Origin of the sequence: Streptomyces sp. NPDC052109 (genome assembly GCF_040680195.1) — a bacterium.
GTDB lineage: Bacteria > Actinomycetota > Actinomycetes > Streptomycetales > Streptomycetaceae > Streptomyces.
Window position 1 is genome coordinate 399,430 of the sequence record NZ_JBFAWF010000001.1, and the last position, 18,254, is coordinate 417,683.

The following is an 18,254-nucleotide window of genomic DNA, read 5'->3' on the forward strand; positions in this document are numbered from 1 at the left end:
CGGTCTTGCGCCACATCTACCGCTGCCCGTTGCGCTGGTCGGACATGGACGCGTACGGACATGTCAACAACGCGATCTTCCTTCGCTATCTGGAGGAGGCGCGCATCGACTTCCTGTCCCTGCGGGGCAAGGAGTCCCGGCAGGGGTCCGTGGTGGCGCGCCATGAGATCGACTACAAGCGGCAGCTCGTCCACCGGCCCACGCCCGTGGACGTCGAGCTGTGGGTCACACAGATCAGGGCCGCGTCCTTCACCGTCTCCTACGAGGTGAAGGACGCGGAGGCGATCTACGTGAAGGCGTCCACCGTGGTCGTCCCGTTCGACTTCGAGACCCAGCGGCCGCGCCGGATAACCGACGCGGAGCGGGAGTTCCTCGAGAAGTACCGGGACGACGCCGACGAGGAGGCCGTCGCCGCATGACGGTGCTGCACCTGGCCGACGAGACGGAGGCGGCCGATCTCGCCGCCTTCCTCTCCCGGCTGCTCCACTACGACCGTGGAGCCGCGGTGCGCCTGCAGGCGGCCGGTACGGCGCTCGCCGTCTTCGGCCGCCCGCCGTCCTTCGAGGTGCTCGCCGTCCGCGCGGTACGGCTGGCGAAGCCGTACGAGAACGGGCTCGACGTCACCCTCGATGTGACCGTCTCCGCCGGTGAGTTCCTGGAGTCCGTGGACGAACGTGCGGCCACCGCCGCCGTACCCGCCGCGGTGACCGGTCCGCCGTGGGCCGGTGTGCTGCCGCCGCGCGGCGGCTGGCAGGCCGAGCCGGGGCTGCCCGCGCCGGACGCGCTGCGGGCGACCGTGGCCGCGGCCGTCGCCGAGTTCCGGTCGCGTACGGAGGAGCTGGCACCGGACGGCCGTAGCCGCGCGGAGCTGGACCGGATCGGACGGGACATCTGGTCCCGGGAGATAGGGCGGACCGGGCTGCCGGTGCGGGCCGTGCACGCGGCCCAGTCCCTGGGCTTCCTGCGGCCGGGCGTCGGGCCGGCCGACACCGGGCTGTTCTCCTCGGGGGCGTGGCTGAGGCTGCGTACCCCCTACGGGTCCGTCGCCGTACGGCGCACGGGCCTCGGCTCGCTCGGTGTCACCGTGCGCTGAGGCTCACTCCGGCGACCGGGTGTCGTCCGGCCACACCCCGATGTGGTCCGACTCCAGTTCCAGGGCCACGCGATCGCGCATCTCCAGGGCCCGGAGGTAGTCGGCGGGCAGCTGGAGACGGCCCGCGCGGTCGAGCATGGCGTACTCGCGGGCCACGACCGTCTCATGGCCGGTCGCGGCGTCGATCTCGCTGCGCCGCAGCACCTCGGTGGAGGTGCGGCCGTCGCGGATGGCGACCGTGCGGCGGACCTCGCCGGCCACGGCCTGGTCGTGGGTGACGATCACGATCGTGGTGCCGAGGGTCTCGTTGGCGGTGCGGAACGCGTCGAAGATCTGCGCGGCCGTACGGGAGTCGAGTTCGCCGGTGGGTTCGTCGGCGAGCAGCACCGACGGGCCGTTCGCGAGGGCCACGGCGATCGCGACGCGCTGCTGCTGGCCGCCGGACATCTCGTGCGGGCGGCGGTCGCGGCAGTCGGCCACCTGCAGCAACTCCAGCAGTTCCAGGGCGCGTTCGGCGCGGGCGCGGCGGCGGGTGCGGGTGCCCGAGAGCTGCAGGGGGAGGGCGGTGTTCTGGGCGGCGGTGAGGTACGGGAGCAGGTTGCGGGAGGTCTGCTGCCAGACGAACCCGACGGTCCCGCGACGGTAGGCCAGGCGGTCCCGTGCGGTCATGGTGAGCAGGTCGTGACCGGCGACGCGGGCGGCGCCGGCGGTGGGGGTGTCCAGGCCGGCGAGGATGTTCATCAGGGTGGACTTGCCGCTGCCGGAGGCACCGACCAGGGCCATCAGTTCGCCTTCGCGGACGAGGAGGTCCAGGCCCTGGAGGGCTTGGACCTCGATGCCGTCCGCGGAGAAGATGCGGACGAGGCGGTCGCAGGTGATCAGGGCGTCGTGGCCGTAGGCGGGTTGGTTCCGCGTCTCGGCGACGCGGTTCGCCAGGTCGGTGAGGGTGGGGTTGGTGGTCATCGGGTCTCCTGAGTGGCTGCCCGGTGCTGTGGCTGGGCGGGGGTGGGTTTCGCCTGCCCGCGCGCGGGGTCCCGCTGCGCGCACCCGTGCCGCCGCAGCGGCACGACGGCCCGCAGCCGGGCAGGTGCGGTCGCCCGCGTCGGGGGCGGTGGGGTCGCCCGCGTCCGGGGCGGTGGGGTCGCCTGCGTCTGGGCCGGTGCGGCTGCCCGCGGGTACGGCGGTCGTCATCGGCCGTCCCCCGCCCTCAGTTCCGTCACCGACCCCCTCCGCCCCGTCCACCAGGCCTGCGCCGTCGCGACTCCCACCGTCACCACCACGACCAGGACCGCCGGGACCGTCAGCGACCAGGTGTCAGGGCGCAGGCGGGCTTCGTCCAGGGGGGACTGGGCCGACGACAGGGCGATGGTCGTCAGATCGATGCCGGGGGACAGCAGACGGATCGTGGACCAGCCCGTCAGCGCGGAGCCCAGCGCGGCCGGCAGGGCCTGAGGGAGGGACTCCAGGACCAGCAGACGGCGGCCCTCCGCGCGGGTGAGACCCATCGTGCGCAGGCGGGCCAGGAGCGCGGCGCGTTCCGGGGCCGCTCGCAGGAGGGCCAGGAGCAGGGCCAGTACGGCGAAGCCGGCGCCCGCGGCCACCGCCGCCGTGTAGACGTGCTCGGCGCCCGACTGGAGCGGTGAGTCGGCGTACCGGGCGCGTTCGGCGGCCAGCAGATGGACGTCGGCCGAGTCGCCGGCCGTGTGCCGCAGCGCGCCGGCGTCCAGGTGGCCGCCGGTGAGGAGCAGGGCGGTCGGGCGGTCGGCGGGGGAGTCCAGGCCCGCGCGGCCCACGACGAGGAAGTTGCCGCCGGACACCGCCGGAGTGGTGTCACGGACCAGGGCGATCCGCACGGTGACCGTGCTGCCGTCCGAGAGCCGGACCGGGAAGGGGCGCCGGGTGCCGTACTCGGAGGCGACGGACGGGGAGGCCACGGCCGGCAGGGGGTGTCCTGGGCGGGGCGTCAGCTGGGCGGGGTGGAAGGCTCCGAGGCCCGTACGGGCCGCCATGGCGCCATAGGCCGGAGGGTCCACGCCCACCAGCGGGATCGAGTCCTGGCCGTCGATCGGCTTGGCCTGGTAGTCGATGCTCACCGCCGCCAGGTCCCGCACCCCGGGCACGGCGCGGACCCGGGCCGGCAGGGCCGCGGGGAGCGGGGCGTCGGAGTCCAGGCGGGCGTCGGCGCCGACGGTCAGCAGCGCCGCCCGTTCCCGGGCGTCGGCCACGCCCGCCAGCACCGAGCCGCCGAACGCCGCCGTGGTCAGCGCGGTCAGCAGGGCCAGCAGCGGCAGCACCGCCGAGGTCCCGGTGCGGCCCGCCCGGGCGAGGGAGAGGTGCCCGGCGGCTCCGCGCAGGCGTGCCGCGGGAGCGGCCAGGCGGCGCAGCAGCAGCGGGTGGAGGCGGAGCAGCAGCAGGGCGGCGATGACGCCGACGAGCACCGGGGCGAGCGCCACCAGCTGGTCGCCGCTCGTGCCGCGCCGGCGCAGTGCCGCGACCGCCCCGGCCGCCAGTACCAGCAGGGTCAGCTCGGCGACCGTACGGCGCCGGGAGGGGCGTACGGTCGCCACGTCCGCGCGGTCTTCCGTCGCGCGCACCGCGCGGTGTGCCAGGGCGGCGCGCAGCGGCAGCGCGGCACAGGCGATGAGGGTGGCGGCCGCCGCGGCGGCCACGGCGTAGCCGGTGCGGCCGACGGGGACCGCGAGCAGGGCCGCGGCCAGGCCGAGCACGCCGGCCGGTACGGCGACCACGGCGGTCTCGGCCAGGAGCCGGCCGGTGAGCGCGGGCAGGGAGGCGCCGCGGGCGCGCAGCAGGGCGAGTTCGGCGCGGCGCCGGTCGGCGGCCAGGCCCCCCGCCATCAGCAGGACGACGGCGACGACCGTGGCGGTGCCGGCGGCGGCGACGGAGACCAGCGGGGAGATGCCGGAGCGCAGCTTGGCGAACGAGGCCACGGTGTCGTCCAGGCCGGTGGTGATCTCGGTGCCGTTGCCGGTCAGGGCGCGGACGCGTTCCAGGGCCGGGCCGGACTCCAGGGCCGCCACGGCCGACTTCAGCCCGTCCAGGTCGCGGGCGTGCAGGGCGTGCGGGTCGGGCGCGAGGAAGGAGTAGCGGAAGGGGTTCACGGTCGTGCCCAGCAGCGCGGGTGCCGCCTCCTGGGGGAGCAGCAGGGTGCCGAGCCAGTACTTCGGCGGGTCCCCGCCGAGGCTGGGCACGCTCACCAGGACCGGGGTGCGCAGCCTCGGCACGGTCGACCAGTAGGCGCCGGCGGGGTCGCGCGGATCGAGGATGCCGGTGACCCGGACCGCGAGCGCGGACCGGCCGGGCACCGGCACGTGGATGACCGAACCGACCCCGATGTGCATCGACGTGGCGGTGTCGGTGGTGACCGCGGCCTCCACCTGCCCTGCGTTCGCGTCCACCGGGCGGTCGGCGCGCGGCATGCGCCCGGCGTGCACGCGCGCGTGGTCGGCCAGGCCGCTCGGCGCGAACAGCGAGACGTGGGCGGGCAGTCCGGAGGGCTGGGGCAGGAACGCGTCCGGCACCGCCGGGTTCACGCCGCCGGCGACGCCGTACACCGACTGGGCGCGGTCGACGGTCAGCGGGCCGCCGACCGTGGTGAGGATTCTCCGGTACTGCTTCTCCAGCACGGCGGGGCGCAGCGCGGCGGCCTGCCGGTCCTCCGGCAGCCCGGTGTCGTACTGGGGCGCGATCACCTGGACGGTGGTCCGGGCGGGCTGCGCCTGCGCGAACGCGCGCCGCAGGCCGGCGTCCTCGTACCGGTCGACCGCGCGCGGGAACGCGCCCGCCAGGCACGCGGCGAGCGCGACGAGCAGCGCGAGCGCGAGGGCGCCCCCCGGCGCGGCCCGCAACCGCGTCCGCACCCAGGGCGCGACGACCCGCGGCCCACGACGCCCCACCTCACCCACCTCCTCGGCGGCCCGGCGCGACCATGAGGGGTACCGCCGCGAGGGCGCCGGGAACCGATCGGCTGGCGGGGCTGACCCCGCGCGCCGGTTCGGCCCGGGACGTAAGGACCCGTGCCGCCGCACGGCCGACCTCGGTCATCCCTTTCTCGGCACGCCCCACCTCACTCACCTCCCTGTTCGCGCAGCGCCCGCGCCGGATCCGGCCGGCGCAGCGCCGGCAGCGCCGCCACCGTGAGCGGGACCACCGCGACCGCGGCCAGCAGCAAGGCGACGCGGCCGGGCGGGAGCCGGACCAGGAGGTCCGGCACCGGGCGGGTGGCGTCGCCGGTCAGGACGATCAGGGGCAGGACGGCGCGGGCCAGGACGGTGCCCAGGCCCAGGCCCACCGCGAGCGCCAGGCCCACCAGGACGGCCTGTTCGGCGGCGGCCGTGCGGGCCAGCTGTCGGCGGGGCACGCCGAGCGCGCGCAGCACGGCGGACTCGGTGCCGCGGGCCCGCTGTGCGGCCGCCGCGCCGACCGCGAAGCCGACCGCGGCGAGCGCCGCCGCCGCCACGGCCGCCGCGGTGAACGCGGCCTCGGGGCCCGCGCCGAAGGGATCGTCGCGCAGCTCGGCGGCGATCTCGTCACGCACCACCACCTGCCCCGGCTCCACGTCCGGCAGCGCCCGTACGGCGGCGGCCACCCCCGCCGCGTCGCCGGGTCCGGTGTCCAGCCACCACTCGTCCGGCGTCGCGCTGTCGCCGTACCGCGCCTGCAGCACCTGGTTCAGCGCGCGCAGGTCGAGCAGGACGGCGCCGCCGTCGCGGGCACCGGTGACCGTCGGATCGGCGGTGGCGGGCAGGGCGCGCACCGAGCCGGTGATCCGCACCGGCACGGTGTGGTCGCCGATCGTCAGGTCGACGCGCTGCCCGAGCCGGGCGCCGGCCGAGGCCAGATAGCGGCCGGTGGCCACGGCGGGCACCGCGGCGGGCGCACGCTGCGGCACGTCGAGCCGGACCGTGAGGGAGGCGACCCGCCAGGCGTCCGCCTCCGGGAGATAGCCGGTGCCGTAGGTGAGGGCGTGGGCGCCGGTCATCCTGGGGCGGGTGGGGTTGGTGGCCGGGCTCACGACGGCGTCGCCCGCGGTCTCCGTGGCGGTCTTCCAGCGGGTGGGCAGCGCGAGGCGGTGCGCCGTGCCGTCGGTGCCGGTCGCGGTCAACTCGCCCAGTGCGAGCCGGTGTTCGGCCGGTTTGCCGGGCTGGTTCATGTCCAGGCGGAGTCCGGTGAGGGTCAGCGGGCCGGGGGTGGCGGTCACGTCGAGGCTCAGCGGGTGGGGGCGTCCGTCGGCGGGGAGCTGCCCGAACGGCAGCTGGTACGGCACCCCGTACCGGTCCGTCAGCGTCACCGTCACGTCGGTGACCACCCCCGGTCCGGCCGAGCTGCGCAGGGTCGCCGCCAGCCGGAGCCGGGCGGTGCCCGCGGGCACCCGGGTGCCGGCCGGGGAGCCGTGCGGAGCGAGCCCGGCGAGCAACGGCCGTACCGGCACATCGGCCAGGTCCGGGCGCATCAGCACCGCGTCGGCCGCGTGCCCGGTGTCCAGTGCCAGCACGGTCGCCGTACGGTCGCCGGACAGCGGCTGGGAGACGCGGACGGCCGGGGCCGCCTCGCGCACGTGCGGCAGCCGCGCGTACAGGTCGGTACGGCCGAGCCCGCCCTCCCCGGCGGACACCACCCGCACCGGCACCCCGGCGCGGAAGTCGGCCTGGTCGTCCTGCGAGCGGCCCCAGGACGCGGCCTGCCCGATCGCGAGCATGCCGAGCGCCACGGCGAGGACCAGCAGCAGCACCGGGCCCGCCCCGCGCGCGGTGCGCCGGCTGAACTGCCAGCCGGCCAGCGCCACCGGCAGCCCGCGCCCGCCGGCGGCCCACCGCTCGGCGAACCGCGCCACGGGCGGCAGCAGCCGGAGCGTGAGCACGGTTCCCGCGAGCAGCGCCAGCGCGGGCGCGAGCACCAGCAGCGGATCGATCCCGAGCGCCCCGGACCGGTCGGCGGCCACACCCCCCGAGCCCTGCCGCCTCAGTTGCCAGTACGCGACCCCGGCGACCGCGAGCAGGCCGAGGTCGGCGCCGGCGCGCAAGGGAGCGGGAAGGACGGCGCTGCGCGGGCGCGCACGCTTCGTCGTGCGGGACAGGAAGGCTCGCGCCCGCCCCCCGCGGTCCCCTGTCCCCGCTCCCGCCACCGCCGGTACCGTCACCGCCGACCCGCAGCCCAGTGCCGCCGCGGCCGCGACCAGCCAGACGAGCGGGCGGCCGGCCGGGGGCAGGTCCAGGTGGAGGCCGAGGCGGGCCAGCGGGCCGTGCGTGGCGAGCACGGTGGTGAGCGGGCCGGCGAGCAGGGGGGCGCACACCGCCGCGGGCAGCGCGAGGAGCAGCGCCTCGGCGGCGGCGAGGGTGGCCAGCCGGGCACGGGAGGCGCCGCGGGCCCGCAACAGCCGCGTCTCCTCGGCCCGTTCACCGCCCAGCAGCCGGGCCACCAGCAGCAGCGCGTATCCGGCGAGCAGCACCAGCTGCAGGGTGACGATCAGCAGGGTGGAGCGGGCGACGAGCAGCGAGCGGTCCACCCGGTCCAGGACGTCCGGCAGTGAGGTCTGCGCCATCGTCGTCCCGCGCAGCGCCGCGCGGCCGCGCAGGTCCGCGCTCCCGGCCCGGGCCGCCGTACGCAGCCGGCCGATCCGCGCGGTCGTCATGCGCGAGAAGTCCGCCGACGCGAGCCACGCCGTGGTCCCGGCGCTGACCCGGCCGCCGGTGAGGACGGAGGAGTCGGCGAGCAGCGGGCCGTACGTCATGAAGCCGGCCTTCTTGGCGCCGCGGCCGGACAGGTCGTCCAGCTGCCAGTACGGCGCCGTCGTCGAGACGGGCCGGTACAGCCCGGTGATCCGCACCCGTACCGCCGGGCCGTCCAGCCGGTCGGTCAGGGTGAGCCGGTCGCCGGGGCCCAGCCGCAGCGCCCGGGCGGCGGTCTGCGGGAGCGCGACCTCGACCGTGCCCTCACCGCGGCGGGGGAGTCGCCCGGCGGTCAGCCGCAGCTGGGTGGGGTCCAGCGCCGCGAGGTAGGTCAGGTCCGGGTCGCCGGACCGGGCCGCGGGCGGCTGCAGCGAGCGGGGGAGCGCGTACGGGCCGGAGCGGCGCAGGGTCCGTACCGTCACCGGCAGGCCGTCGAAGGTCTTCCGGGCGCCCTCGCGCACGGCGGTGCCGGCAGCGGCCTGCCCGGCCGGCGGCACGTCGGCCTTGACGATCAGCGCGGTGTCCGCCGCGTCGCGCGGATCGGCCAGCACATGCCGCAGTGCGGCGTCGCCGATCGCCGCCGAGTACGCGGTGAGGGTCGCCAGGACCGCGGTGGTCAGCACCACGGTGAGCAACGCGGCGCCCAGCAGCAGCCGGTGCGCACGCGCACGTGAGAAGACCAACCCCGCCACTCGGCCCCCGTGTGTCCGGCGGTTCCAGACCTTCGGGCGATGCTGACAGAGCGGACCGGCTCCGGGTAAGCGGTTGTCGACCGGTCTATACCGGATCGTGACCGGAATCCGGCCACGGGCGACCGGAATGCGGCCTTCCGCCCCCGGCGGGTTGACGGTTGCTCAGTCCGGGGTGTTGATCATCGACGCGGCGGCGTACGTCAGGTAGTTCCACAGCGTCGTCTCGTGCTCCTCGGACAGCCCGAGTTCGTCCACGGCCACCCGCATGTGCCTCAGCCAGGCGTCGTGCGCCGCCCGGTCCACGGGGAACGGGGCGTGCCGCATCCGCAGCCGGGGGTGGCCGCGGTTCGCGCTGTAGGTGGTGGGACCGCCCCAGTACTGCATCAGGAACAGGGCCAGCCGCTCCTCGGCCGGGCCCAGGTCCTCCTCCGGGTACATCGGCCGCAGGAACGGGTCCCCGGCCACTCCCTCGTAGAACCGGTGGACGAGCCGGCGGAAGGTCTCCTCCCCGCCGACCTGCTCGTAGAAGGTCTGCTCCTGAAGCGTGCCGCGCCGAATCTCATTCACGTCCCCCATGGTCTCAGACCGGGTGACCGAGGACTCGAGCCTTAGGACCCCTGGGGCCGGCCCGCCCCTACTGTGGACCCATGGGTGCCTACGACGCCGAGACCGAGGGCCTGGCCGCCGCCGCGCGGGACGCGCTGGTACGGGAGATCGACGCCGAGGAGGCCTGGGCAGGCGACGGCGTGTGGCGGGAGGCGTTCGCGGTGGTGCCCCGGCACCTGTTCGTGCCGTACTACTACGTCGCCGGACCGCGGGGCTACGAGCGCCGCTGGGGCGAGAGCCCCGACGCGGAGGCCCGTGCGCGCTGGGTGCGCGGCGCCTACGCGGACGCGCCGCTGGCCACCCGGCTGCGCGACGGCGAGCTGGTCTCCTCCAGCAGCCAGCCCTCCCTGATGGCGCGGATGCTGGTCGCGCTGGACGTCGAGGACGGCGACCGGGTCCTGGAGGTGGGCGCCGGCACCGGCTACAACGCGGCCCTGCTCGCCCACCGGCTCGGCGACGACGACCTCGTCACCACCGTCGACCTGGAACCGGAGATCACCGAGTCGGCCCGCCGGCACCTGGAGGCGGCCGGCTTCCACCCGGCTGTCGTCACCGGCGACGGCCCGCGCGGGGTGCCCGAACGCGCTCCGTTCGACCGGATCATCGCCACCTGCGAACTTCCCACGGTCCCGCGCGCCTGGCTCACCCAGTGCCGGCCGGGCGCCCGCATCCTGACCCCGCTGGCCACCGGCCTGCTGGCGCTGACGGTCCGGGACGCCGCACACGCCGAGGGCCGTTTCCTGCCCACGGCCGTCTACTTCGTACCGCTGCGCGGCGCGAGAAGGCCGGAACCCGAGGGCGTCTCGCTCGCCGGGCTGCCGGGCCGGGCCCGCGAGCAGGAGACGTTCCGCTTCCTGCTCGCGCTGACCCGGGGCACTCTCGATCCGCAGGAGGCCTACGCGCTGTGGGAGCGCGAGGGCGAGCCGGAACGCGAGCGGTACGGCGTCACGGTCGGCGGCGAGCACGCCTGGACGTGGCTGGACGAACCGGAGGGGCCGTACGCCTGGCCCCTCCCGTGAGCCCCGTCAGGCCCGGCGGATGGTGATCGTCGTCCAGGCGCCCACGTGCACCCGGTCGCCGTCCTGCAGCGGAACCGGGACGAACGGCTGGATCGGCTCATCGGACATGTTGACCGTGGTGCCGTTGGTCGAGTTCTGGTCGACGACCGCCCAGCTGCCGTCGGGCTGCTGCACCAGCACCGCGTGCTGGTGGGAGACGCCCGGGTCCTCCGGCGGCACCGCCAGGTCGATGTCGGGGGTGTCGCCGGTGGAGTGCCGGCGGCGGCCGATGGTGATCTGGTTGCCGCTGAGCGTGCGCTGCTGCTCCGGCGAGTACGCGGGCAGGTTCAGGCCCGCGGCCTCGGGACCGGAGCGCTGCATCATCGCCATGAAGTAGCCGCGGTCCGGGCCGATGGTCGCCGTCCAGGTCGTCCGCTGCTGCGGGAAGCCGGGGGCACCGGGCGGGGCCTGGGTGGCGCCGGGCGGCGGATAGCCGTACCCGCCGCCGGGAGCACCGTTCGGACCGCCACCGGGGCCTCCGGAGGGGCCGGCGGACGACGGCGGGGAGATCACCCAGTCGTCGTCACCGCCGCCGAAGGAGGGCCCTCCGGCGGGCGGACCGCCGGCGGGGGGCCGGCCGGTCTCGCCGGGGAACGCGGGCGGCGCGGGCGGACCGGACTGCTGATACGCCTGCGGAGTCGGGCCGGGCGGCGGCGGGACCGGACGCGAGGGGTCGCCGCCGAAGCCGCCGGGGCCGCCCTGGGGCCGGCCGGGAGGAGTGGGACCGCCGGGGCCCGAGGGCTCGCGGCCGAAGGGGGAGCCGGGACCGGCGGGCTCACGACCGAAGGACGGCGGGCCGGCGTGACCGCCGGGACCCTGGCCCTGGCCGGGACCGCCACCGAAGCCGGAGGGGCCACCGGGACCGCCCGGACCACCCGGACCACCGGAAACCGGCCCCTGGCCAGGGCCCTGCCCAGGCCTGCCGCCGAAACCGCCGGGACCGCCCGGGCCGCCGGGACCGGGAGAGGTCGGCGGGCCGGAGGGGCCGCGCTCGCCGGCGAACGGCGTCGGACCCGAGGGCTCGCTGCCGAAGGACGGGATCGGCTCGGCGGGCCGGTTCATCTGCGAGGGCCGCGAGCCCTGGTACTCGTACCCGTCACCGCCGCCGTACGTCGCGCTCGGCGGCTGGAACCGCGGCTGCGCCGGGCGCGGCGCGGCCGGGGTGTACGAGGTGGCCGTGTTGGTCAGGAAGTTCCACCGGCACTCCTCGCAGAAGGGCGCGCCGCCCTCGCGGGGCGTACGGCACTGCGGGCACAGCTCCGGCTCCGGGGCCGACGCGGCCGGCGGGCGGGCGCCGGCCTGGCCGCCCTGCGGGGGCGGGAAGCCGTAACCGCCCGCGGGCGGGGGCGGCGGCGGGGGCGGAGGTACGGCACCGGCCATGCGGTGACCGCAGACCTCGCACCAGTCGTCGGAACCCGACTGGTGTCCGTTCGGGCAGGTCGGCATGTCGGCGCTTCCCCTTCTCCTACGCTTCCAGGGTCACTTCTTTACACGAACAGTCTTTGTGGACCGGGTCTCCAGAGTCATCTCATCCGCCTCCGCGACCTTCGTCTTCAACCGCACAGTACCTGTCGCGGCGTCGACCACGTCCACCACCTTCGCAAGCAGTTTCGCAGTATCGGCGTTCCCGGAGGCGTTCGCGAGCTGAACAGCGCGTCCCAGTTTGGCCGTTGCTCCATCGAAATCGCCCGCTTTGCGAAGGCTGAGCCCTTGCTGGATGACCTGTGCCAGTTCCGCCTGCCCGGTGTAGTGGGCGACCTGGGGGCTGATGGAGGTGGAGGCCACCATGTCGTCGGTCCACACGGCCCGCACGAGCCCCTGCGCGCCGAGGTTCCGCACCGAGCCGTCCGGTTGCGGCACGACCAGCGAGACCCGGGCGGCGAGCATCTCCCGGCCGAGACCGGCCGGCGGGACCTCGACGCACAGGTGGTAGTCGCGGGACTCGTCGCCCCACGACCCGGTCGGATAGTCCCCGGCGCGCGGCCCGGCCTCGGTGCGGCGGGCGGTCAAGTCCTCGACGGTGGGCGCCACTTGCTTGACGTACCGGATGGTCGTGCCGACCGGCGTCCACACCCGCAAGGAGACGTCGGCGACCTCCTTGCCCATGGCCGTCTCCATCATCCGCGTGAAGTCGGCGGCGAGGCCGGACGGGTCGGCGACGATGTCGGCGGTGCCGAGCAGCGCGGAGGCGATCCCTGTGACTTCTTTCACTTCCCAGTCGGTGCCCACGCCCCGCGCGTCACAGGTGAACCGTCCGGCACACGCCTGAAGCGTCGCCCGCAGGTCCTCCGGCGACTCGTGCTCGTTGCGGCCGTCGGTGAGGAGGATGCCGTGCCGGATGGTGACGTCCGCCGACTCCAGCAGCCGGTCGGCGAGCCGCAGCCAGGTGCCGATGGCCGTGCCGCCGCCCGCGCCGAGCCGGCGCAGCGCCTGCTTGGCCTGCTCGCGGGTGACGGCGTCGGCGATCGCGAGCCGCCCGCCGCCCGGATAGATCTCCTTGGCCACGTGCGTGCCGCCGATCACCGCGAAGTGCGTGCCGTCGCGCAGGGCGTCGATCGCGGCGGCCGTGGCGTCCCGGGCGCCCCGCATCTTGGTCGGCGGGTAGTCCATGGAGCCGGAGCAGTCGACCATGACCGCCACGGCCGCGGACGGCCCCCGGCCCCGCGCGTACACCGGAGCGACGGCACTGCCGACGGTGCCGCCGCCCGTCGCCGTCACGGTGACGATGGCGTTGACCTCGCGCCCGCCCTCGGGCAGGTACTCGTTCTGGTAGACGTCCATCGAGAACTGCGGCACATGCGACTTCGCGAAATTGGCCATGCGTACTCAAATCCCCCTTGGCCGCCCCGCTGACGCAGGGCGATGGCTGTGAACGGGCCGGTCCCCTCCGGCTCGTGTGGCCTCAGGCCGATCCTGCCCCCTGCGGCGGCGCCGGGAACGGCACGACGGCCACTGTTACGTTGTCGTGGCCCCCGCCGTCCAGGGCGTGGCCGACCAGGACCCGGGCGCTGTGCAGCGGGCGCGCGGCCGCGTCCGCCGGCACGACCTCGGACATCTCCTCGGCCGTCTCGGCGTAGTTCCACAGGCCGTCCGTGCACACCACCACCACACCGGAGCGGTCCGGCTTGAAGGACGCGGTGTGCGGCTCCAGTTCGTAGGCGTCCGCGCCGAGCCAGCCGGTGATCGCGTGGGCGCGCTCGTCGGCGTACGCCTCGGCCTCGCTCATCAGGCCGGCGGCGACCATCTGCGCGGCCCAGGAGTCGTCCTCGGTCAGCCGGGCCGCGGGCGCGCCGCGGTCGTCCGGCACCCAGTAGACGCGGCTGTCACCGACCCAGCCGACGACCAGCAGCCCGGAGGTGACCACCGCACCGACGATCGTGCAGGCCGGGGCGTTCTGGTGCGGGGCGTGCTCGCGGGCCGTGGCGGGCTCCTCGGCGAGCGCGTTGACGGCCTGCGCGGCGGCGACGATCGCCTCGTGCATGGCGGTCTGCGGATGCGTGCCGCGCGGCAGGGCGGCCAGCAGGGTGTCACCGGCCGCCTGGGAGGCGGCACTCGAGGCGTCGTCGGGGCGGGTCGCGGAGGACACGCCGTCGCAGACGATCGCGAGGACGGCCGGGGTGCCGTCGGGCAGTGCGGTGTGGCCGACGGAGAAGGCGTCCTCGTTGCGGTGGTGGCGCAGACCCCGGTCGCTGACGGCGGCCACCGGGCCGGACTCCCGTTCGACGTGGTCGCGTTCGCGGGGCTGGGCGTGACCGCAGTTCTCGCAGTAGCCGTCGCTGTCCACCTGGCCGGCCCGGCAGGCGACGCACATCTGCGCGGGCTCCTCCGGCTCGGCGACGCTCTCGGCCATGCGCGGGTCGGGCGCCTGCAACGGGTACTCCTCGGGTTCCGCGGGCCGGTCGAAGCGCACCCCGGAACCGGCCGGCTGCCGCGCCTCCTGCGCGCCGGGCTCGTGGCCGCGCGGAGCCGCGCCGGGCTCGTGCGCGTAGGGGGCCGCGCCGGGTCCGTCGCCGGGCAGGGATGTGCCGCCGGCGTCGGTGCCGGGCGGGTCGGCCGGCAGATGCGCCGCCGGCGGGGCGGAGGAGCTCTCCGGCCCGGGGGCGGGCCAGTCCACGCCGTCCCCGGGGGAGCCGGTCATGGTGAGGGTCGGATGGTCCTGCGGCGGTGCGGGTACGACGGAGAGGTCGTACCCGCACGCTCCGCAGAAGAGGTCGCCCGACTCCACGGGCTCCGCGCAGCTCGGGCACTTCGGCAGTGCGGCCTGCTGGGGCATCTGCGACATCGACTACACCCACGTCCGGGGGCGGTAACGGTTGGCCCGTTCCACCAGTTCGATCCTCTCCTCGCCGCCGGGCGCCAGCCGGGCCAGCGTGCGGTAGGCGCGCTCCAGGCCGAAGCGGAGGCCCCGCTCGTCCAGACCGCTGCCCAGCAGCACCCGTCCGCCGCCCGCGGCCTGGTTGCCCTGGCCCCCGGAGAGTATCCAGTCCAGCGCACAGCCGAGCACTTCCGCGGACAACTCCTCGCGTCGCGCCGGGTCCAGACCGTACGCGTCCAGTGCCTCGACCTGCCCGGCGGCGGCCGTCAGATCGTCCAGGAAAGCCACGTCACCGGCGGTCGCGGTGCGCTGTCTGAGCCGCGCCCGGACGGCGGCGACCCGGGCGGCCGTGTAGTGGATGGAGGACTCCGGCACCGACTCCAGGGTCCGCACGGACCCGTGCCGGTTCCCGGCCGCGAGCTGTACCCGGGCGAGCCCGAACGCGGCGCTGACATAGCTGGGGTCGGTCGCCCACACCAGGTGGTAGTACTCGGCCGCGTTGTCCAGCTGGCCCAGCACCTCCGCGCACAGGCCGAGCGCCAGCTTGGGCGCCGCCTCGCCCGGGAAGGCGTCGTAGATCGCGTCGAAGGCGAGCGCGGCGCCCTCGAAGTCGCCGGTGACCAGGGCGGCCACGCCCCGGACCCACACCACCCGCCAGTCGTCGGGCCGCTCCTCGTCCAGCTTGCCGAGGCTCATCAGCGCTGCCTGGTGGTCGCCGCTCTCCAGCCGGGCGCGGATCTCCCGCAGCCGGGTCTCCACGGTCTGTGCGGGCGCCGCACCGAGGGCACTGATCAGCTCGGCGGGCGCGGAGGCGAGCAGGCCCGCCAGGAAGCCTGCGTTGGGGTCGTTCGGATCGACCAGCGGGACGGGCAGGGCGAGCGCGGTGGCGGGGGTGTCGACGGGCTTCACGAGGGTGCCGGCCGGTACGGAGGCCGGCGGCAGGGACGCCGACGCGGGCACACCGGCACCGGCCTGCCGCGGGGCGGGCACCCCGGCTGCGGGACCGGACGCGGCCCCCGGCGCTCCGGCCGCCGTCCGCTTCCGCGTACGCACCTCCCGCGCCCCCAGCCGGGACACGTCCCCGTCCAGCCGCGGGAACAACTCCCGGTCCGTGACCTTCACTTCGGGGCCGAACAACGTCGACAGCGCGGGCCGGGCCTGACCGCTCTGCAGCGAGACGACCTCGCGCAGCACACCGGTCAGCTGCTCGGCCATCTCCTGCGCGGAGGCGAACCGGCGGGCCGGGTCGGGGTCGGTCGCGCGCACCAGCAGCCGGTAGAAGGACTCGTAACGGCGGAAGACGTCGATGGTGTCCGGGTCGGGCAGGGAGTCGACGTAGACGTTCGTGTAGCCCTGGAAGTCGAAGGTGAGCACGGCGAGCGTACGGCCCACCGTGTACAGGTCGCTCGCCACCGACGGGCCGACCTCGGCGACCTCGGGCGCCTGGTAGCCGACCGTGCCGTAGATCGCCGACTCGTCGTCGTCCATGCGGCGCACGGCGCCCATGTCGATCAGCTTGAGCTGGTCCTCGGTCTGGATGGCGTTGTCGACCTTGAAGTCGCAGTACAGCAGGTTGCGGCTGTGCAGGTGCCCGAGGGCCTCCAGGGCCTCGATGCCGTACGCGCACGCCTGTTCCACCGGCAGCGGATCACGCCGCCCCTCCGGCGTACGGCGGGCGTTGGCGATCTCCTTAAGGGCCTTGCCGCCGACGTACTCCATGACGATGTAGCCGTCGAGGGAGCCGGTCCGCTGGTCGAGGTGCTCGACGAAGTTGTAGATCCGCACGATGTTGGCGTGCTCGATCTCCGCGAGGAAGCGCCGCTCGGAGATCGCGGCGGCCATCGCGTCCTGGTCGCCTGTGTCCAGCAGGCCTTTGAGCACCACCCAGCGGTCGGACACGGCCCGGTCCACGGCGAGGTAGATCCAGCCGAGCCCGCCGTGCGCGAGACAGCCCACGACCTCGTACTGGCCGTGCACCACGTCCCCGGCCTTCAGCTTGGGCACGAAGGAGTACGGGTGCCCGCACTTGGTGCAGAAGCCTTCCGTACGGCCAGGACGGTCACCTCGTGCCCGTCCGACCGGCGCCCCGCAGTCCGAGCGCGAGCAGAACCGCTTCCGCTCCGGCACCTCCGGGTTCTCCAGCACCATCGAGCGCGGGTCCGGGCGCGGCACCTGCGGCACGTTCACCAGCCCGGCGCCGAGCCGGCCGCGCGTGGAGGTGCCGGAGGAGGAGCCGGAGCTGCGCACCGACACCGAACGCCCGGTGGACCGGCCCGACAGGGACCGCGAGAGCCGCCCGGACACCGAGCGGCGCGACTTCGACGACTGCGAGGACGTCCGTGAGCTGCTGCGCGAACTGCCGCTGTCGGCCGAACCCTTGGTCAGTCCCGTCGCCGGCGACCCGACCATCCCGCTCGCCGACACCACGGGTGCGAGGCCGCAGGTGTCGCAGTACAGCTCGCCGCCGCCGACGTCCTCGTACGACCCCTCGCAGCCCGGCCGCTGACAGCTCTGCCCCGGCTGACTCATGACTGGTCCCCCTTACGGTCCTCCGGCGCGCCCGCGCCGCCGAGCAGCTCGCTCGCCAGCTGCTGGTAGCGCAGCACCGCCTGTTCCGCGACCCGCAGGTCGCAGGGCGCGCTCCACAGCATCCGCCGGGCCGCGTCGTACCGCTCGACCAGGAACGGGTCCTCGGCGAGTCCGTGCCGGGCGACCTTCGCCTTGTACGCGTCCAGCCGGCCGCGCAGCTCGGCGCGGACCGCGAGCGGCGCGGTGACCGCGGTCAACGACTCGCGGGCACGCAGCAGTTCGTCCTCGGCCTTCTGCTCCAGCGACTCCAGCAGCGGGGACAGCCGGTGCCACTGGGCCTGCCTGCGGTACTCGGCCGCCGTCGCCAGCTGCTCCTGCAGCACGGTCGGCGGGCCGCTGACCACCGGCACCTCGGTCGCCGCGATCTTCGCCAGCACCTCGCCGCGCGCGGTACGGGCCTCGGCGAGGGTGCGGTCGGCTCGCGAGAGCACGTCCCGCAACCGGATCAACCGCGCCTCCGCGTCCTGCCGGACGGTCAGCACGGCGTCGATCTCCCGCCGCACGTCCTCCAGGGCGCGTGCCTCTCGGTCGTACACGGTGGTGTCCGGACGGCCGCCGCCGGGCGCCGAACTGCCCTCGGCCGGTACCCAGAAGGCCAGCGGGTCGGAGACGACGTCCTCGCGCAGCCTGGTCAGCGTGCGGGTGATCCGCTCCAGGTCGTCACCGGACGGATGCTCGCCGGGGCGCACGCCGACGGAGTGCGCGAGCTTGCGGGTGCGCTGGAGTTCCGCGGCGAGTAAATCGATCCGCGCGGGCAGCGCCGACCACACCGCGTCGGCGGTGACGACCAGGTCCAGGCTCGTCGCGTACAACTCGTTCATCCGGTCCACCAGGCCGGCCAGCGAGTAGGACTCGCTGAGCGTGCTCCCGCTGCCGGAGACGGTCACGGACTCGCCGCGCAGCAGCTCGGTCAGCTCCACCAGGTCCTCGCGGCTGGACCAGCGGCGCCGGGCGCGGATCTCGCGGGCGGAGCGCAGCGCGGCCGCGTAGGCGTCGAAGTACCCCCACAGCAGGGTGATCTCCGCCTCCGTGGACTGCCAGCGCTCTTTGGTGACCCCGGTCAGTTCGGCGCCCTCGAGGAGTCTGCGGCCCGCGTGGTCCTGCAGCGCCAGCAGCGAGGTCTCGATCGCCTCGTGCTCCTGGCCGAGCCGCGCCAGCGCACGGTCCACCTCGTCCCGGTCCATCACCGGCCCGGCGGGGTCCGTGACGCCCATC

General features: G+C 75.5%; 12 protein-coding genes. 3 read left to right on the forward strand and 9 right to left on the reverse strand.

The window, feature by feature from the left end; translation table 11 throughout:
* Positions 1–5: 5 nt before the first annotated feature.
* Together AB0L59_RS01845 and AB0L59_RS01850 are read left to right on the forward strand one after the other, a co-directional pair.
* Positions 6–419 carry a thioesterase family protein gene (locus tag AB0L59_RS01845; protein ID WP_365578140.1) on the forward strand — a complete coding sequence of 138 codons (414 nt, stop codon included), beginning with the start codon at positions 6–8 and terminating at the stop codon, positions 417–419.
* Positions 416–1,093: a hypothetical protein gene (locus AB0L59_RS01850; protein ID WP_365578142.1), complete on the forward strand. Its 678-nt coding sequence runs from the start codon at positions 416–418 to the stop codon at positions 1,091–1,093. The genes AB0L59_RS01845 and AB0L59_RS01850 overlap by 4 nt, the downstream gene beginning before the upstream one ends.
* Positions 1,094–1,096: 3 nt before the next feature.
* On the opposite strand, the gene AB0L59_RS01855 is transcribed toward AB0L59_RS01850, so the two are convergent.
* The 4 genes from AB0L59_RS01855 to AB0L59_RS01870 form a co-directional block, all read right to left on the reverse strand.
* Positions 1,097–2,056: an ABC transporter ATP-binding protein gene (locus AB0L59_RS01855; protein ID WP_365578144.1), complete on the reverse strand. Its 960-nt coding sequence runs from the start codon at positions 2,054–2,056 to the stop codon at positions 1,097–1,099.
* Between the two features lie 224 nt (positions 2,057–2,280).
* Complete coding sequence (locus AB0L59_RS01860) at positions 2,281–5,007, reverse strand: FtsX-like permease family protein (protein WP_365578146.1); 2,727 nt, start codon at positions 5,005–5,007, stop codon at positions 2,281–2,283.
* Positions 5,008–5,177: 170 nt separating this feature from the next.
* On the reverse strand, positions 5,178–8,471 hold the full coding sequence (locus AB0L59_RS01865; protein WP_365578148.1) for an ABC transporter permease: 3,294 nt from the start codon (positions 8,469–8,471) through the stop codon (positions 5,178–5,180).
* Positions 8,472–8,633: 162 nt separating this feature from the next.
* Positions 8,634–9,047, reverse strand: a complete 414-nt coding sequence (locus AB0L59_RS01870) for a globin (RefSeq protein WP_365578150.1) — start codon at positions 9,045–9,047, stop codon at positions 8,634–8,636.
* A gap of 71 nt (positions 9,048–9,118) precedes the next feature.
* Here AB0L59_RS01870 and AB0L59_RS01875 point away from each other — a divergent pair, with 71 nt between their 5' ends.
* Entirely contained in the window at positions 9,119–10,096 is a 978-nt protein-coding gene (locus tag AB0L59_RS01875) for a methyltransferase domain-containing protein (RefSeq protein ID WP_365578152.1), read from the forward strand.
* Positions 10,097–10,102: 6 nt separating this feature from the next.
* Here the strand turns inward: AB0L59_RS01875 and AB0L59_RS01880 are convergent, their stop codons facing one another.
* From AB0L59_RS01880 to AB0L59_RS01900, 5 genes are all read right to left on the reverse strand, one after another.
* Positions 10,103–11,581, reverse strand: a complete 1,479-nt coding sequence (locus tag AB0L59_RS01880) for an FHA domain-containing protein (protein ID WP_365578154.1) — start codon at positions 11,579–11,581, stop codon at positions 10,103–10,105.
* A gap of 33 nt (positions 11,582–11,614) precedes the next feature.
* Complete coding sequence (locus tag AB0L59_RS01885) at positions 11,615–12,955, reverse strand: VWA domain-containing protein (RefSeq protein ID WP_365578156.1); 1,341 nt, start codon at positions 12,953–12,955, stop codon at positions 11,615–11,617.
* Positions 12,956–13,037: 82 nt separating this feature from the next.
* On the reverse strand, positions 13,038–14,417 hold the full coding sequence (locus tag AB0L59_RS01890; protein WP_365578158.1) for a protein phosphatase 2C domain-containing protein: 1,380 nt from the start codon (positions 14,415–14,417) through the stop codon (positions 13,038–13,040).
* 3 nt (positions 14,418–14,420) lie between these two features.
* The gene (locus AB0L59_RS01895) at positions 14,421–16,979 is read right to left on the reverse strand and encodes a tetratricopeptide repeat protein (RefSeq protein ID WP_365578160.1); all 2,559 of its coding nucleotides are present in this window, start codon (positions 16,977–16,979) and stop codon (positions 14,421–14,423) included.
* On the reverse strand, positions 16,976–18,253 hold the full coding sequence (locus tag AB0L59_RS01900) for a hypothetical protein (protein WP_365578162.1): 1,278 nt from the start codon (positions 18,251–18,253) through the stop codon (positions 16,976–16,978). The genes AB0L59_RS01895 and AB0L59_RS01900 overlap by 4 nt, the downstream gene beginning before the upstream one ends.
* Position 18,254: the final 1 nt, after the last annotated feature.

Bases quoted from the DNA above. Each gene is read 5' to 3' on its own strand.
- AB0L59_RS01850 (WP_365578142.1), top strand. From the start codon at position 416: ATGACGGTGCTGCACCTGGCCGACGAGACGGAGGCGGCCGATCTCGCC.
- AB0L59_RS01855 (WP_365578144.1), bottom strand. From the start codon at position 2,056: ATGACCACCAACCCCACCCTCACCGACCTGGCGAACCGCGTCGCCGAG.
- AB0L59_RS01870 (WP_365578150.1), bottom strand. From the start codon at position 9,047: ATGGGGGACGTGAATGAGATTCGGCGCGGCACGCTTCAGGAGCAGACC.
- AB0L59_RS01875 (WP_365578152.1), top strand. From the start codon at position 9,119: ATGGGTGCCTACGACGCCGAGACCGAGGGCCTGGCCGCCGCCGCGCGG.
- AB0L59_RS01880 (WP_365578154.1), bottom strand. From the start codon at position 11,581: ATGCCGACCTGCCCGAACGGACACCAGTCGGGTTCCGACGACTGGTGC.
- AB0L59_RS01885 (WP_365578156.1), bottom strand. From the start codon at position 12,955: ATGGCCAATTTCGCGAAGTCGCATGTGCCGCAGTTCTCGATGGACGTC.
- AB0L59_RS01890 (WP_365578158.1), bottom strand. From the start codon at position 14,417: ATGTCGCAGATGCCCCAGCAGGCCGCACTGCCGAAGTGCCCGAGCTGC.
- AB0L59_RS01895 (WP_365578160.1), bottom strand. From the start codon at position 16,979: ATGAGTCAGCCGGGGCAGAGCTGTCAGCGGCCGGGCTGCGAGGGGTCG.
- AB0L59_RS01900 (WP_365578162.1), bottom strand. From the start codon at position 18,253: ATGGGCGTCACGGACCCCGCCGGGCCGGTGATGGACCGGGACGAGGTG.